At 65.7% G+C, this 14952-nt stretch carries 13 protein-coding genes; 5 read left to right on the forward strand and 8 right to left on the reverse strand.

Annotated elements, in window-relative coordinates; translation table 11 throughout:
• The first annotated feature begins 41 nt into the window (after window positions 1–41).
• The 3 genes from IT430_00635 to IT430_00645 all read left to right on the forward strand — a co-directional run bounded on the left by IT430_00635 (window position 42) and on the right by IT430_00645 (window position 5323).
• Entirely contained in the window at window positions 42–926 is an 885-nt protein-coding gene (locus IT430_00635) for a metallophosphoesterase (GenBank protein MCC6906420.1), read from the forward strand.
• Window positions 927–1118: 192 nt separating this feature from the next.
• A complete protein-coding gene (locus IT430_00640) occupies window positions 1119–2678 on the forward strand; it encodes a hypothetical protein (protein MCC6906421.1) in 1560 nt (519 codons plus the stop codon).
• Between the two features lie 245 nt (window positions 2679–2923).
• Window positions 2924–5323, forward strand: coding sequence for a choice-of-anchor J domain-containing protein (locus IT430_00645; GenBank protein MCC6906422.1), 2400 nt, complete (start codon window positions 2924–2926; stop codon window positions 5321–5323).
• A 73-nt stretch (window positions 5324–5396) separates the two neighbouring features.
• On the opposite strand, the gene IT430_00650 is transcribed toward IT430_00645, so the two are convergent.
• From IT430_00650 to IT430_00680, 7 genes are all read right to left on the reverse strand, one after another.
• Window positions 5397–5915 carry a universal stress protein gene (locus IT430_00650; protein ID MCC6906423.1) on the reverse strand — a complete coding sequence of 173 codons (519 nt, stop codon included), beginning with the start codon at window positions 5913–5915 and terminating at the stop codon, window positions 5397–5399.
• A 59-nt stretch (window positions 5916–5974) separates the two neighbouring features.
• A complete protein-coding gene (locus tag IT430_00655) occupies window positions 5975–6370 on the reverse strand; it encodes an acyl-CoA thioesterase (GenBank protein ID MCC6906424.1) in 396 nt (131 codons plus the stop codon).
• Between the two features lie 2 nt (window positions 6371–6372).
• Window positions 6373–7593 (reverse strand): hypothetical protein, encoded by a 1221-nt coding sequence (locus IT430_00660; GenBank protein ID MCC6906425.1) that lies wholly within the window; start codon window positions 7591–7593, stop codon window positions 6373–6375.
• 45 nt (window positions 7594–7638) lie between these two features.
• On the reverse strand, window positions 7639–8328 hold the full coding sequence (locus tag IT430_00665; protein MCC6906426.1) for a hypothetical protein: 690 nt from the start codon (window positions 8326–8328) through the stop codon (window positions 7639–7641).
• The gene (locus IT430_00670) at window positions 8325–8777 is read right to left on the reverse strand and encodes a hypothetical protein (GenBank protein ID MCC6906427.1); all 453 of its coding nucleotides are present in this window, start codon (window positions 8775–8777) and stop codon (window positions 8325–8327) included. Before IT430_00670 ends, IT430_00665 begins: the two co-directional genes overlap by 4 nt.
• A gap of 8 nt (window positions 8778–8785) precedes the next feature.
• Window positions 8786–9775, reverse strand: a complete 990-nt coding sequence (locus tag IT430_00675) for a hypothetical protein (GenBank protein ID MCC6906428.1) — start codon at window positions 9773–9775, stop codon at window positions 8786–8788.
• Window positions 9776–9843: 68 nt separating this feature from the next.
• Window positions 9844–12510: a DNA translocase FtsK 4TM domain-containing protein gene (locus IT430_00680; GenBank protein ID MCC6906429.1), complete on the reverse strand. Its 2667-nt coding sequence runs from the start codon at window positions 12508–12510 to the stop codon at window positions 9844–9846.
• 257 nt (window positions 12511–12767) lie between these two features.
• Here IT430_00680 and IT430_00685 point away from each other — a divergent pair, with 257 nt between their 5' ends.
• Window positions 12768–13607: a DUF1559 domain-containing protein gene (locus IT430_00685; protein MCC6906430.1), complete on the forward strand. Its 840-nt coding sequence runs from the start codon at window positions 12768–12770 to the stop codon at window positions 13605–13607.
• Between the two features lie 33 nt (window positions 13608–13640).
• Here the strand turns inward: IT430_00685 and dut are convergent, their stop codons facing one another.
• Window positions 13641–14081 (reverse strand): dUTP diphosphatase, encoded by a 441-nt coding sequence (gene dut / locus IT430_00690; GenBank protein ID MCC6906431.1) that lies wholly within the window; start codon window positions 14079–14081, stop codon window positions 13641–13643.
• 48 nt (window positions 14082–14129) lie between these two features.
• On the opposite strand from dut, the gene IT430_00695 reads away from it, so the two are divergent.
• Window positions 14130–14924, forward strand: a complete 795-nt coding sequence (locus tag IT430_00695; GenBank protein MCC6906432.1) for a hypothetical protein — start codon at window positions 14130–14132, stop codon at window positions 14922–14924.
• Window positions 14925–14952 lie beyond the last annotated feature (28 nt).

The raw sequence follows: 14952 nt of genomic DNA on the forward strand, positions 1-14952 counted from the left end.
CCGGCGCCGGGGGCCGGTCAGGGAATGGGCTATGGTTGGCCATGCAGTTTCAGACGGATTTCACCAACGCCGCGGCGGTGATCCAATTGCTCGGGCAGGCCGCCCGAACGCTTCGCGAATCGCCCTTGCGGCGCGGCTCGACCGTCCATCTGCCCCGCCGAGGCAGGCTCGTCGCCACCGGCGATCTGCATGACAACCCCTACCACCTCGAGAGCATTCTTGCGCTGGCGCGGCTCGATGCGTCGATCGACCATCACGTCACGCTGCACGAACTGATCCACGGCGAGAACCTCATCAACGGCATGGACTTCAGCCATCGCATGCTTCTTCGCGCGGCCGAACTCGTCGTGCGCTATCCGCTGCAGGTGCACCCCTTGCTGGCCAACCACGAGATGTCGCAAATGACCGGCCGCGGCGTGAGCAAAGGTGCGGGCGACTCGGTCATCCTCTTCAACGATGCGATCGAGTTCACCTTCGGCGATGACGCGGCCGCTGTCATTGACGCCATCAACGGCTTTCTGCGTGCCTGGCCGCTGGCGCTGCGGACCGACTCGGGCATCCTCTGCTCGCACAGCCTGCCGGCCGAGCACGTCATGAAGACGTTTGATCCCGGCGTGCTCGATCGGGAACTCGAAGCCGCCGACTTCGAGCCGCGAACAGGTTCGGCATACCTCCTGGTGTGGGGTCGCCGGCACAGTTCAGAGCTCTTGGACCGACTCGCCGAGCTTCTCGGCGTGAGCGCCTTCTGCATCGGCCACGAGCACGCCGAAAGCGGATCGCAGCCGCTCGACCATCGCGGCATCATTCTCAACAGCGACCACGAACGGGCGGCGGTGCTGGTCATCGACCTCGCGGCCGACCCGCAGCCGGATGAGTGGGTCTGGGCGGTCCTGCCGCTGGCTTCCCTGGAGCCCCCGCCTCTGTGAAGATCCGGGATTGTGGCCGCTTGGGCGATTTCGGGATGAAATCGGACCCCGAGGTGGTTCTGATGATCAGCCGTCTTTTTCGTGCGAAAGGGACGGGCTTTGTGTGTTGGGGGCCACGGCTGGCGCCGCCGATCGCGCCTGAGCGATGCAGCGGTGCCGCAATCCAGGACGACTTGATCGAGGAGGTTTGCCATGTTGCATCGAGGTACTTGCGTTTTCGCGTTGGCTCTGGCTGCCCTGGCGCCGACGGGCGCCCTGCCGATCGCCTCGGCTCTGGCGCAGAATGATGTCGTCGCCGCGGCGCCCGTGCGCTACGACGGGCACAAGGTCGTTCGGGCAAACATCCGCAACCTGCGCGACCTGCGCATCATGGAGACGCTCAGTCCCGACTGCTGGACGCACGGCAGCGGCGTTGGCCCGGTCGATTACCGCATCCCGCCCGAATCGCTCGCCGGACTGGACGCGTCGGGAGTGCCCTATGACGTCATGATCGAAGACGTTCAGGCGCTCATCGACGCCGAGCGCCAGGGCGGCCACGGCGACGGCTGGTTTGACGACTATCACAACCTCGCGGAGATCGAAGCCTTCATGCAGTCGCTCGCCGACGCGCACCCGGACGTCGCCGAGACGTTCGTCGTCGGCAACTCGCTCGAAGGCCGGCCGATCCGCGGCATCCGCATCCACAATCCCAACGGCGGCGCCGGCAACCCGGACGTGCTTTACCACGGCGCCATTCACGCCCGAGAGTGGATCACGACCATGGCGTGCGCCTACATCATGGACACGCTGCTGGCCGGCTACGGCTCGGATCCGGACCTCACGGCCCTGGTGGACAAAGTGAACTTTCACATCATCCCCGTGATGAACGTGGACGGCTACTCGTACACCTGGACCAACGACCGCATGTGGCGCAAGAATCGGCGCAACAATGGCGGCGGCGAGTTCGGCGTCGATCTCAACCGTAACTACAGCGTCGGCTGGGGCGGCGAAGGTTCGAGCGGCCGCACGGGCAGCGAAACCTACCGCGGCACAGCTCCGTTCTCTGAACCCGAGTCGCAGGTCGTGCGCGACTATCAGCTCGCGCTGCCCAACTTCCAGGGCTTCATCGACATCCACTCGTACGGGCAGCTCATCCTGCAGCCCTACGGCTACACGTCCCAGTTGCCGCCCGATCACAACACGTTCCAGACGATCGGCGCCAACATGGAAACGGTGATGGAGTCGCTCTACGGAAAGAGTTGGACGCACGGCCCGACGTATACGACCATCTACCCGGCGTCTGGCGTCACGCTCGACTGGGCTTACGCTGAAGCGGGCGCCTGGGGATTGAGCTTCGAATTGCGCGACACCGGCCAGTATGGATTCCTGCTGCCCGCCAGCCAGATCATCCCATCTTCGCAGGAGTGCTTCGAAGGCGCGATGGTGCTGGCACGATTCCTCACGATGCAATTGAACGTGGGTACCCTCACCGCCGGGCAGAATGGGCAATTCGACATCTCCGGCGGCACGCCCAACACCATGACGTATCTCGCCTACAGCATCCAGGGACTCGGAAGCACCTACGTGGCGCCGCTCAACGTCACCCTCGATCTGCGCAGCCCCGTTCAAGCGGGCCCCGGCCGCCTGACCGACGGCAGCGGGCGAGTTTCGTGGTCCCTGCCGATTCCCCAAGGCACGTCCGGAAGGCAGGTCTGGTTCCAGGGGGCGCAGGTGGGCCGGACGACCAACGTCGTCGAGAAGACTGTTAACTGAACCTTCGACTTCGATATCAGGCGACCTCCGCACGGCCCGGATCTGTTCCGGGCCGTGTGCTTTGGGTCTGCACGGCGCCCTGCAGATCGGGGCCGCGTTCCCGATTATGGGATGATTCCCGGCGGGGAGGCGGTTGTAGAATGGGCGGGTGCTCGCTGAGCACTGCAATGGCGGACCGCGCAGAGCTGGAGCCTGGCTCCACCCGCGGCGGCTCGTGGGCTTGTCATTCCTCGGGAGGAGTAGAAATGTACTATCGATCTATCACCACCATCGCTCTGGCCGGCTCGCTCGTCGCGGGCGGCCTCGCCACAACCAGCGCCCAGGCGCAGGTCGATCAGGCGGTGCCGGGCGTGGTCCGCTATGACGGCCATAAGGTCGTGCGCGCCACCATTCGCAGTTCGCGTGACCTGCTCACCATGGAAGCCCTGAGCCCCGACTGCTGGACGCACGGCAGCGGCCTCGGCAAAGTGGACTACCGCATTCCGCCCGACGTGATGGCGGCGCTGGATGCGTCGGGCGTCGAGTACGAAGTCATGATCGAGGATGTGCAGGTGCTCATCGACGCCGAAAGCAATGGCAACGGCGCGGACGGCTGGTACGGCGCGTACCACCCGCTGGCCGAGATCGAAGCCCACATGCAGTTGCTGGCGGACACTTATCCGGCGCTGGCGCAGACGATTGTGGTGGGCAACTCGCTTGAAGGCCGGCCCATCCGCGGCATCCGCATTGTGGGCGCCGGCGGGCCGGCCGGCAAGCCGGACGTCGTCTATGCAGGCGGCATCCACGCGCGCGAGTGGATCACCACCATGGCCATGCCGTTTCTGGCCGAGACGCTGCTCACCTCCTACGGCAGCGATCCCGAGCTGACCAGCCTCGTGGACCGGATCAACTTCTACGTCATCCCCGTGCAGAACGTCGATGGCTTTGCGTACACGCAGACCGACCGCATGTGGCGCAAGAACCGGCGCAACAACGGCAACGGCACCTTCGGCGTCGATCTGAACCGCAACTGGGCCACCGGCTGGGGCGGCGAGGGTTCGAGCAACAACACCGGCAGCGAAACCTATCGCGGCACAGCGCCGTTCTCCGAACCCGAGTCGCAGGTCATGCGCGATTTCCTGCTGGGCCTGCCGAACTTCAGCGGGTGGATGGACATTCACAGCTACGGCCAGCTCATCCTCCAGCCCTACGGCTACACGATCAATCTCCCGCCGGACCATGCCACCTTTCAAGAGATTGGCGCTGACATGGAAGCGGCGATGGAGAGCCCCTACGGGACAAATTACACGCACGGGCCCACCTATACCACGATCTACCCGGCATCAGGTATCACGCAGGACTGGTGCTACGTCGAAGGCGGCGCCTGGGCGCTGGGTTACGAACTGCGCGACACCGGGCAGTTCGGCTTCATTCTCCCGCCGGAACAGATCGTGCCGGCCGCGGAAGAGTGCTTCGCCGGCTGCATGGAACTGGCCAAGTTCCTCACGACGCGGCTGCGCTTCTCGTTCCCCAACGGAGTGCCCGCCTTCGTCGATCCGAACACTGCGGTTTCCATGCAGGTCCAGATCAGCGGCGCCAACGGCGGACAGTACCAGACCGGCTCGGGCAAACTCTGGTCGCGCGTCGGCGCGAGCGGGCCGTACACCGAGTCCGCGCTGAGCCCGCTCGGCGGCGAACTGTTCGAAGCAACGCTGCCGGCGGCCGATTGCGGCGAGGTCGTGCAGTTCTACTTCGAAGCCGCCTCGGTCGATGGCTACGCCCACTACTCACCCGCCGATGCGCCCGTCGAGTTCTATGAGGCGGAAGCGGCGTTCGTTGACATCTTCTTCGCCGACGACTTCGAGACCAACCAGGGCTGGACGGTCGTGAATCAGAGCCTCACCGATGGCGCCTGGGAGCGCGGCGTCCCGGCCGGCGGCGGCCAGCGCGAAGACCCGGCCACCGACTACGACCACTCCGGACAGTGCTACCTCACCGCCAACCGCAGCGGCAACTCCGACGTGGACGGCGGGCCGACGACGCTCACTTCACCCACCTTCGACCTGAGCAGCGGTGACGCCAGCGTCTCCTACGCCCGGTGGTTCCGCAGCGTCAACGGCGTAGGCGATCAATTCACCGTCGAGATCTCCAACGACAACGGAACGAACTGGACCATCGTCGATCAGGTCGGCAATCAGGCCGCCGCGTGGCAGGTGCACGAGTTCCGCGTGAGTGAGTTCGTCGCCCCGACCGCGACGATGAAACTGCGCTTCATCGCCGTTGACAACCCCAACGACTCGGTCGTCGAAGCAGGCCTCGACGCCGTGGTCGTGGCCCGCATCGGCTGCGACGAAGGCATGCAGCTGGCCGTCGGCCCGCTCGTGGCCGGGCAGAGCGGCAGTTTTGACGTGACGGGCGCGAACCCGAACGAGATGACGTATCTCGCCTACAGCCTCCGCGGCCTGGGGAGCACCTATGTGGCGCAACTCAACGTGACGCTGGGCCTGCGCAACCCGGTGCAGGCGGGCAGCGCCAAGCGCGCGGATGGCAACGGCGAGGTCACTTGGAACCTGCCGATCCCGGGCAATTCGTCGGGCCGGACGGTCTGGTTCCAGGCGGCGCAATTCGAGAATACGAGCAACGTCGTTGAGACGACGATCAACTGAACCAAGGCCATTCACGTCTTTCGGCCCGGGGCATCGCGCTCCGGGCCGATTTGCTTTTGGCAGGCAGGGCGCATCAGACGCTGACGACCCACACCGCCGTGGCCTTGCACGCGTGGACCAACCGCTCTCCGGTTGACTTGATCAGCGCTTCGTGCAGGGCGCCGTGCCTGGTGCGGCCGACGACGACGACGTCGGCGCTGCTCTGTTTGGCCTGGTAGGTGATGATCTCGGCGATCGCGGCGCGCGTGAAGCCGCCTTCAACGACAAGCACCTCAAGCCGGTCAGCCGGCCAGTTGCCCGGCACGATTTCGTCGAAGAGTCGCTGCACGCGCTGGCGCGCCGCCTCTTTCTGCGAGGCGATCTGCTCGGCGGTTTCGGTGGCCAGAGCCGGCGGAAGGCCAGCGCCGTCCCAGATCATCGAGGGATCCACAAACTCGATGCTCGGCGGAATCGCCTGCACGAGCACGTGCAGCAATGTCAGTTGCGGCTTATTCGCGCCCGGAAACACCGCAGCCACGTGCGCCATGGCCGCGCGGGCCGAATCCGAATCGTCAACTCCAACGAGAATGCGAAGTGAAGCAGAGTCGGCCATGCGATGCTCCTGACGGGATGTCAATTCTCTGCGCGCTGTGCGCGAGCGGCCAGAGGTGGCTACGAACGATCTGCATGTGCCCGCAGAATGGGCGGCAGCGCGACCGCCCGGCCGCTTCGATCCAGACACGCCAGCGTCGTCGCCGCAACCGCCAGCCGCTCGTGATCGCGCCAAAGCGTGTATTCGTGCTTGATTTTGACATGACTCGCTTCGGTGAGCGTCGTCTCGAGGCGGAGCAGATCGTCGTAGAGAGCCGGCTTGCGGTATTTCACGTTCAGTTCCACCACCGCGAGGCTGACACCCTCCTGCTCGAGACTTGCATACGAGACGCCGTCAGCGCGGAGCAGCTCCGTGCGGCCCATCTCGAACCACACGGCGTACGCCGAATGGTGGGCCACGTTCATCGGATCGCACTCGCAGTAGCGAACGCGGATCGTGATCTCGTGTGTGCGCATATTCAGTCGATCGCGTGCCGCAGGGCGAGCAGGGCGTAAGAGGTGGCGAGAACGGGATCACCCTCCATCCAGCGCTCGGCCTCATTGACGAAGCTGCCGTCGGGCCGCTGGAGGGAGGCGAGTTTGTCGATCAGATCGTTGGCCCAGTCGCGCGGTTCGCCCGGCGTGCCGTCCGGCTTGAGCGGCGTGATGGTCGTGCTGCCCCAGGCGTCGAGTGAGCGGCTCATCGTGACCAGGTAGTAGTAGTATCCCTGCATCCCCATGCCGGGGTTCTCATCCAGCGTGTAGTGCTGCTTGAGCCATTCGAACGCGGTGACCACGCGCGGATCATCGTGGTCCAGGTTGGCGTAGAGGTAACTCTTGAAACCCGAATACGTCATCGAGCCATAGCAGCGCAGCCGCGACACCTGCGTGCCATCGTCCATCGTCTCTTCGATCATCCCGGCCTTCGACTCACCGGCGCCGACGGATTGATTGTTCGGGCTGGTTGAATAGATGAAGCCGCCCTGCGTCGAGCCGTCGGCGTATGGCATGTCGTTGAGTTCATCGGACATCTGCGTGCGCTGGAGGAAGACCACGGCGCGCTGGAAGGCCGGGTCGTTGCAATCGAGGCCGCTGTCATGCAGGCCCTGGAGCATGGTGGCGAGGTTCGAATTATCCGGCCGGCTGTCGGTGGTGTAGCCCGCGCCGCCGTAGTACGGATGAGACGGATCGATCGCGTTGCCATCCGGCCCGGTCTGGCCGTCGCACTGGATGGAGCGGACGAAGTCCTGCGCCGGCTTGATCGCAGCCGCCGCGTCGGGCCGGCCGACCTGGGCCAGCGCGCTCAGCGCCAGTGAAGTGTTGTAGTTGCTGAGTATGCGGTCATAGATCCCGCCGTCTTCCTGCCTGAAGGACAGGATGTAATCGAGGCCGCGCCTGACGCCCGGATCGCTCTCGTCGATGTCCGGCTCCATGAGCATGCCGGTGAGCACCAGCGCGCTGATGCCCGGCAGGTGCGGCTTGCCCTCCTCGGGCAGGGCCCAGCCGCCGGTGGCCTCATCCTGCTGCGTGCGCAAGTAGGCAATCGAGCGCTCGATGAGTTGGCGGGCGATTTTGTAGTGCGCTTCGTCGATTCCATTGCGGCGCTCGATGCCAGATTCGTGCGCAGACGAGCGGAATCCGGCCGTGCACAGCAAGGTCGCGGCAAGGGCAGCAACCATGAGCAGGCGAAGTCGATTCATGTGCGTCTCCTTGTGGATGATACCGGCCATCGGCAGGCGCACGCGTCAGGATTCGGGCCGATTCTGCCGGCGCACCTGGCGCTGCAGTTCGTCCAGGCGCCGCATCTCTTCTTCCAGACGCTCGCGACGGCGGGCGATGTCCGCTTCCGCCGGAGAATCGTACCGTTCCCGCTTCACGGCGAGCGGATCGGGAAACGCATCGGAAGGCACGGTCGGCGCCGCGGCGCTCAGGGGCGGATGGGCGAGCACCTGGCCGGCGGCCATCCACGTCAGCGCGGTGCACAGCAGCATGACCAGCGCCAGAACGGCCGCCGCCACGACCGGCCACTGACTGCCGCTCGACGCGCCGGCGCCCAGGTAGACCACCAGACCGTAGAGCACGGCCATGATCGCCGACGTCGCTGCAGCGCCGATGGCCGGCGCGCGGCCGCGATCCGACTGCTGACCGAGCCCGAACGCCACCAGCGCCAGCGAGCCGAGGACGTTGGTGAGCAGCAGGAGCACGGCGGGCTTGTTTCCCCCCGCCGCCTGGCTCGTGTCGAGGGCGCCGCTGTGAAGAAGATTGCCTTCCCAGAACGCGATGCCGCAGCACGCGCAGGTGGAGAGCCCCAGCAGCGTCGCGCCTACACCCTGCATGACAAACCCGACGCCGCGCGCGAACGTGCGCTGCGATGCCGTGGGATCGGTGGGGCGATCATCCTCGACATCGGGCTGTGCGGTGTCGCCGCCGCTCATCTCGTCTCGCCTTGCAGGGCGGGCCAGAGCCAGCGCGCGATGAACAGGTGCATCGAAGCCATGGTGCCAAAGAGCAGCACGCCCATGGTCATCGACATCGGGCTGCCGGCGCTGATGGCGGCGATGATCGCCAGCAGCGCCAGCAGGATGAAGACCAGCGCCTGCGCCACAGCCGCCGCCAGCGCCAACCACGCCATCGCCCGCACATTCAGGCGCACGGGCACGGCCGTGAGAACATAAACCGCGCCGCCGATGGCGACGGCGACGAGCCAGGCGCTTCGGTCGCTCCACGCGGCCGTCATTTCCATGGGCAGCACGGTCAGCCCCAGCGGCAGCAGTTGAGCCAGGCCGATGGCGACCATCACGGCCGAGGCGCGCTGCCGCGCATGTGCGGCCGAGATCGGCGCCTCAACGGGTTGCGAGGGCGTTGACGATTGCGATTCATCCATCCGCCCGATCATAGCGGTTTGGATTCAGCGCCGGCCGGGCGGCCGCCGAGCGCCGAGCCATAGGCGAGCGTGAGCAATACGTTGAATGCGAATGCGGCCTCGATTCGCCCGGCGAGTTGCGCCGCGGGAAGCACCGCCGGCGCCAGGGCCAGAAAAGCGCACATCAATGCCGCGGGCATCAGCGCGCCGAAGGGATGCACGAGCCGGTTGCATGAGAGCAGGCCGATCATCGCCGGCATAGCCAGCAACGTCGCCATTCCGCCGGCGAAGTCAAAGCACGCCAGCGACAGGCCGGCAATCAGCATCGCGCCCAGCAGCCAGCGAGCCGGCGGCAGGAGATGCGACTGCCCCTGCAGCCGCTCCGCCCGGCGCCAGATGATCAGCCGCTGAAGCGTCGCGGCGATGATGAAGTAAGAGGTGATGTGCAACGTGTTCTCGCGCGCCAGAGCCACCATCACCAGCCCGTAAAGCAGCGACACAGCAAGGCCCGCGAGCGTGAACAGATCCGGCGTCATCCGCCGCGCAAAGAGCGCCAGCAGCCCCTGCCAGATGATCGGCCAACACGCCGCAACGAGCGACCAGATGACCAGCGTCGCCTCGATCATGCCGGGAATGAGCCGGCCGCCCTGGGCCAGCACCGGCGTGAGATAGTGCAGCGCCAGCGCCGGCAGCAGGAATACCACTCCCGTAGCCCAACGGCTCGTCCACTCGTAGGCGAGGCGCTGGCGCAGTTGCCCGGCCGTCACGCTCGGCACGAACGAACTGCTCGTACGGTCGCGCGGCTCAAAGCCCATGCGGCGCGCCACGTCGGCCACGCGATCACTGAGCGCTTCATCAACGGGCTGCTCGCTCTCGATCTCGAGCCACATGCCCGCGGGATCGGCGCGCGCGACGACGCCCAGCGCTTCATGAAGCGCGCGCGTCAGGTCGCGGGCGATGATCGGATCGCCCATCCCGTCGAGCATAAACGTAAAGCGGTGTGTCAGGGCGGCCGGCATGATTCTCGAAGCGCTCTCCTGCGCAGAGCCTTCGTTTCACGGCTCGTCGTTGCGGCTGGACGGCGCGGCTAGACGGCGCGGCGGGTGCCGTCGAACGGCGCCTGCTCGATCTCATCGGGCTCATCGTCTTCGTATTCGAAATCCTCTTCGTCCTCGCCGCCTTCCTCGTCCTCATCTTCGTATTCATCGACCGCTTCGGCGTCATCCACCTCGCCGCCCTCGTCACCGTCCTGTTCATCACCCGAGAACAGCGTGCCGTCAGCCTCGCCTTCCTCCATCATGCGGCGCATCTGCTCCCACTCCTCGGGCGAGACGATCACCTCGCGCGCCACCGAGCCCTTGTGCTCGCCGATGATCCCGGCCAGGCCCATCTGGTCGATGAGCCTGCTGGCGCGGGTGTAGCCGATGGCCAGGCGGCGCTGAAGCAGCGAGACCGACCCGCGGCCGGATTCGACGATGATCTCCACCGCCTTGATGAAGAGCGGATCGCGCTCGGCCGCAGTGAGGCCCGCGTCGGCTTCGCCCTCGGCGCTGGGCGAGCGGAGGACCATGAGTTGCCGCTCGAAACTCGGCGCCGCCACTTCCTTGAGAAACCGCGTCACCTTGCGGATTTCCAGATCATCCACCAGCGTGCCCTGTGCGCGGGTGATCTCGCTCGTGCGCGGGCCGAGGAACATCATGTCGCCCTGGCCCAGCAGCAGTTCGGCTCCCTTCTGATCGAGCACGATGCGGCTGTCCATTCCCGAGGCCACCTTGAACGACACGCGACAGGGCATGTTGCTCTTGATCAGGCCCGTCACGACGTTCGCCTGCGGGCGCTGGGTGGCGAGGATCAGGTGAATGCCCACGGCGCGCGCCTTCTGCGCGATGCGCACGATGAGCGTCTCGACCTCCTTGTGCGTCATGATGAGATCGGCCAGTTCATCGATAACGAAGACGATGTACGGGATTTTCTTCGGGATCGTCGCCGCTTCCTGCTCCGTCATCGGCCCGAGGCGCTCTTCGATTTCTTCCCAGCTGAGCGTGTTGTAGTTGGCGATGTCGCGCACGCCGACTTCGGAGAGCAGTTCGTAGCGCTCTTCCATCTTCGTCACGGCCCATTCGAGGATCGCCGCCGCCTTGCCCATCTCGGTCACCACCGGGCACATGAGGTGCGGGATCTCCTTGAACTGGTTCATCTCGACCATCTTCGGATCGACGAGAATCAGCTTGAGTTCATCCGGCCGCCTCGTGTACAGAAACGACATGATGATCGTGTTGATGCACACGCTCTTGCCCGAGCCCGTCGTGCCGGCCACGAGCATGTGCGGCATGGCCGAGAGATCGGCGATCAGCGGCGTGCCCGAGGCGTCCTTGCCCAGGAACATCGGCAGGCGCATCTTCGCTGCATCCGACGTGGCCGTCATCAGCTCTTTGATGCGCACCTTTTCCTTGTTCAGATTCGGTACCTCGATTCCGATCGTCGATTTGCCGGCCATATTGGCGACGATGCGGATGTTCTGGGCCCGCAGCGAGCGCGCGATATCCGACGCGATCGAATTGATCGACGACACCTTCGTGCCCGGCGTGAGCTGCACTTCGTAGAGCGTGATGACCGGGCCGGAGTCGATGCCCACGACTTCACCCTCGATGCCGTAGACCTGCAACGTATGCTCGAGCACTTCCGCCTGCTCGCGAACAAACTGCTCCATCTTCTCGGTAAAGGTTTCTTCGGGTTCGATGAGCAGATCGAGCGAGGGGAACTGGTAGCCGCTGTAGTCATCGCTGCGAGGCAGGTCGGCCTTCTCGCTGCCCTTGGCCTTGGGGCGCGACGAGATGTTGACGGGAAGCTTGCGGATCTTCTCGCGCAGAGCCTCCATGTTGATTTCGGTCGAGCGCACGGTCGTGGCGGCTTCGGCGGCCGCGTCAGCGTTGCGACTGGCCTCCTCCATGGCAAACGACTCGGTGCCGGCAAAGCCGCCGGCGTCGGGGCTGATTGATGGCGGCACCGGCGCCTTGCCGCGTCGGCCGACCGGCGCCGGTACCTCGGCTTCCGGCTCTTCCTGCTCGACTTCAGCCTGCGAGCGCGATGTCAGGGCGGCGGCGGTCGATGCGGCCAGCGTCGTCGCGGCGCCGACGGCCCTGCCGACTGGCACCTTCTTCATCAAACCGGCGCCGCGCAGCGCGAGCACCGGCAGGGCGAGCACGAGGCGCTCGGCGGCGATGATCGAACCCACGAGCAGCAGCAGAATCAGGATGATCGCCGTACCCGGCCCGTTGAACCGCGGCACGAGAAAATCGACGCCGCGAATCGCCAGCAGCCCGCCGGCCCCTTCCGGGAACGGCCCCGTTGTGCGGAACCACAGCGCCTGCAATCCCGACACGGCGAGCACGACCATCGCAACGCCCAGGAGGCGCACGGCCGGGTGGCCGACGCGCGTGCCCCACGCCGTCAGGCCAAGGTACGCCAGCAGCAGCGCCAGACCAGCCCACAGGCCGTGTCCGAGCACTTGATAGGACCAGTAGGCGACGAACGCGCCGATCTGACCGCACCAGTTCGCGGGCGGATCGTTGTGAACCGAGACAGCGTGGCTCGGCCAGTCGGCGGCGTCGAAACTCACCAGCGAGGCGCCGACGAAAGCGACGAGAGCCGCCAGCGCCATCCAGCCGATGCCGCGCCAGACGTGCGACATGGCAGTCGGCCCCGGGCTGGAGGACTTCTTCGCGTCACTCGATTTCTTGTTTGCTCGTGCCATGCGTCGGATCGCACCCTCATGGCCGCGGCGCGGCGGCCGATCGTCAGACCCCACGGCTTGCCCCCTCCGGGCCGGCGCGCACTGGTCCGCCCAATGATATCGAACGGCCGCCCCAGCCAGCGTGAAGAAAGCCGTCCACTGTTCGTCTGCTGTTCGGGGCGCACGCGCGGCCACGGTCCAACCTGCTCTGATTGGTGGAACATCCCACTGCCGTGCGCGGTTTTTCTCACATGCGATTTCGGCTCCACAAGTCCGCCTTGTCAGTCAATCAACGCGCCAGCGGTGCCCTGGCCTTCACACTCATCGAACTGCTCGTCGTCATTTCCATCATCGCCCTGCTCATTGCGCTACTGCTGCCGGCGCTCTCCCGGGCCCGCTCGGCGGCGCGGCAGGCGGGCTGCCTGAGCAACCTCGGCCAGATCATGACCGCTACGGCCATGTATCTCGACGAGCACGACGACGTCATGCCCATCCTCGTGCCGCGCGGCCACGCGCTGCTCGACAACTACAGCCACGGCGGCCGCTACACCACACGCAGCGAGAGCGCCTGGAGCCACCTCTACTACCCCTATGAGCGGCCGCTCAACCGCTACGTGCACCCCGACCGGCCGCGAGGCGACGCAGGCATCGCGCGCCAGGAATTCCTCGACCCCGCCCGATTCAACTTCCCGATCTTCCAGTGTCCGGATGATCTCGGCTACAACTACACGCAAGCCTACCTCGAGCCCGAACCGACTTCTGGAACCAGCGCCTATCACCTCGTCGGCACGTCCTATGCCTTCAACGGCACGTGGTATCCCTTCCACGCGTTCTTCTACAACGACGTGGCGGATTCGATGACCTGGCCCGACGGCGTGCGCGCCTTCAGCAGAGTCCGGCTGCAGATTGCTTCGCAGTTCGTGTCCTACGTCGATGAGCCGGGCAATTTCCACGCCGTGTTCCGCAAGCAGCCCAGCACGACGCACCACGGCACGAGCAGCGCCTACTCGATGTCCTTCCTCGATGGCCACGCCGGCGTCATCGACTACGACGGCGACCCGTTCAACCCGATGCGCTACCTGCTCTTCCCCGAGCAGCAGAAGGACAACGACAACTGAAGAAGTTCCGGCTCGCTGGCGTCTGCGATTCCGTCACCGCCCCGTTGAGCCGAATCCGCCTTGGCCGCGCCGCGTTTCGTCGAGCGCCTGCACTTCGACCACGCGCGCGTGCGCAACTGGCGCGATGACCATCTGCGCGATGCGCATGTGCGGCTCGATGGTGAACGGCTCGCGGCCGAGGTTGATCAGCGGCACGCAGACCTCGCCTCGATAGTCGGCGTCGATCGTGCCCGGTGCATTGGGCATCGAGATGCCGTGCTTGCTCGCCAGGCCCGAGCGCGGCCGCACCTGCGCCTCGTAGCCGACTGGCACCGCCATCCGGAAACCGCAGGGAATGAGCCTGATGTCGCCCGGCTCAAGCACAAGCGGCGAATCAAGCGCAGCGTGCAGATCGAGGCCCGCGGCGTGCTCGGTCTGGTATCGCGGCAGAGGGACATCGGCGTTGATGCGTTCGAGGCGCAGTTCGACAGTCATGGCTGCATCGTATCCGGTCGCGCCGGTGCAGGGCTGATATCGTTGTGCATGCCGCAGGTATTTGCCGTTCAGTTCGACATCGTCTGGGAAGACAAGGCCGCCAACCACGCGATCGTCGAGCGGATGATCGAGCAGGCCGCTGTGCCGCGCGGGTCGCTCATTGTGCTGCCCGAGATGTTTGACGTCGGCTTCAGCCTGAACACGAAGGTGACGGCCGAGCAGGTGACCGGCGGAGCGAGCGAGAAGTGGTGCGCCGCCGCCGCGAAAAAGTGGGGCGCGTTCGTGCAGGGCGCATCGGTGCAGCGGCCGGACCCTCGCGGCAAGGCGACCAACGACGCCGTGGTCTTCAATCCCGATGGCGAACTCGTCTGCCGCTACTCCAAAATCTTCCCGTTCAGCGGCGGGCGCGAGCCTGAGGAGTTTCGCGGCGGCGGCGAGATCGTCACCTTCGACTGGCACGGCATCAAGGTTTGCCCGCTGATCTGCTACGACCTGCGCTTTCCGGAAATCTGGCGCCTCGCGGCAATCGAGCGAGCAGCCGAGATGTTCACCATCGGCGCTTCCTGGCCCTCGCCGCGCCAGCACCACTGGCTCACGCTGCTCAGCGCCCGCGCCATCGAAAACCAGGCGTATGTCGTCGGGCTGAACCGCTGCGGCAAGGACCCGTATCTTCCCTACGCCGGCGGCTCGCGCATCATCGACCCCAAGGGTGAAGTGATGGCACAGGCGGGCGATGGGCCGATGGTCATCTCCGCCGAGATCGACCACACCGCCGTGCAGAGTTGGCGGGCGAGTTTCAAGGCTCTGGCGGATGTGCGCCGCGAGTTTCTCGGGCGGTGTTGAGGCGGGTTGCCGAATCGATGGCGCTGCG

The organism is Phycisphaerales bacterium, assembly GCA_020852515.1.
Classification (GTDB): domain Bacteria; phylum Planctomycetota; class Phycisphaerae; order Phycisphaerales; family UBA5793; genus UBA5793.

Excerpts from the sequence above, each read along its gene's own strand:
- IT430_00635 (MCC6906420.1), top strand. The coding sequence starts at position 42 with ATGCAGTTTCAGACGGATTTCACCAACGCCGCGGCGGTGATCCAATTG.
- IT430_00640 (MCC6906421.1), top strand. The coding sequence starts at position 1,119 with ATGTTGCATCGAGGTACTTGCGTTTTCGCGTTGGCTCTGGCTGCCCTG.
- IT430_00645 (MCC6906422.1), top strand. The coding sequence starts at position 2,924 with ATGTACTATCGATCTATCACCACCATCGCTCTGGCCGGCTCGCTCGTC.
- IT430_00650 (MCC6906423.1), bottom strand. The coding sequence starts at position 5,915 with ATGGCCGACTCTGCTTCACTTCGCATTCTCGTTGGAGTTGACGATTCG.
- IT430_00655 (MCC6906424.1), bottom strand. The coding sequence starts at position 6,370 with ATGCGCACACACGAGATCACGATCCGCGTTCGCTACTGCGAGTGCGAT.
- IT430_00660 (MCC6906425.1), bottom strand. The coding sequence starts at position 7,593 with ATGAATCGACTTCGCCTGCTCATGGTTGCTGCCCTTGCCGCGACCTTG.
- IT430_00665 (MCC6906426.1), bottom strand. The coding sequence starts at position 8,328 with ATGAGCGGCGGCGACACCGCACAGCCCGATGTCGAGGATGATCGCCCC.
- IT430_00670 (MCC6906427.1), bottom strand. The coding sequence starts at position 8,777 with ATGGATGAATCGCAATCGTCAACGCCCTCGCAACCCGTTGAGGCGCCG.
- IT430_00675 (MCC6906428.1), bottom strand. The coding sequence starts at position 9,775 with ATGCCGGCCGCCCTGACACACCGCTTTACGTTTATGCTCGACGGGATG.
- IT430_00680 (MCC6906429.1), bottom strand. The coding sequence starts at position 12,510 with ATGGCACGAGCAAACAAGAAATCGAGTGACGCGAAGAAGTCCTCCAGC.
- dut (MCC6906431.1), bottom strand. The coding sequence starts at position 14,081 with ATGACTGTCGAACTGCGCCTCGAACGCATCAACGCCGATGTCCCTCTG.
- IT430_00695 (MCC6906432.1), top strand. The coding sequence starts at position 14,130 with ATGCCGCAGGTATTTGCCGTTCAGTTCGACATCGTCTGGGAAGACAAG.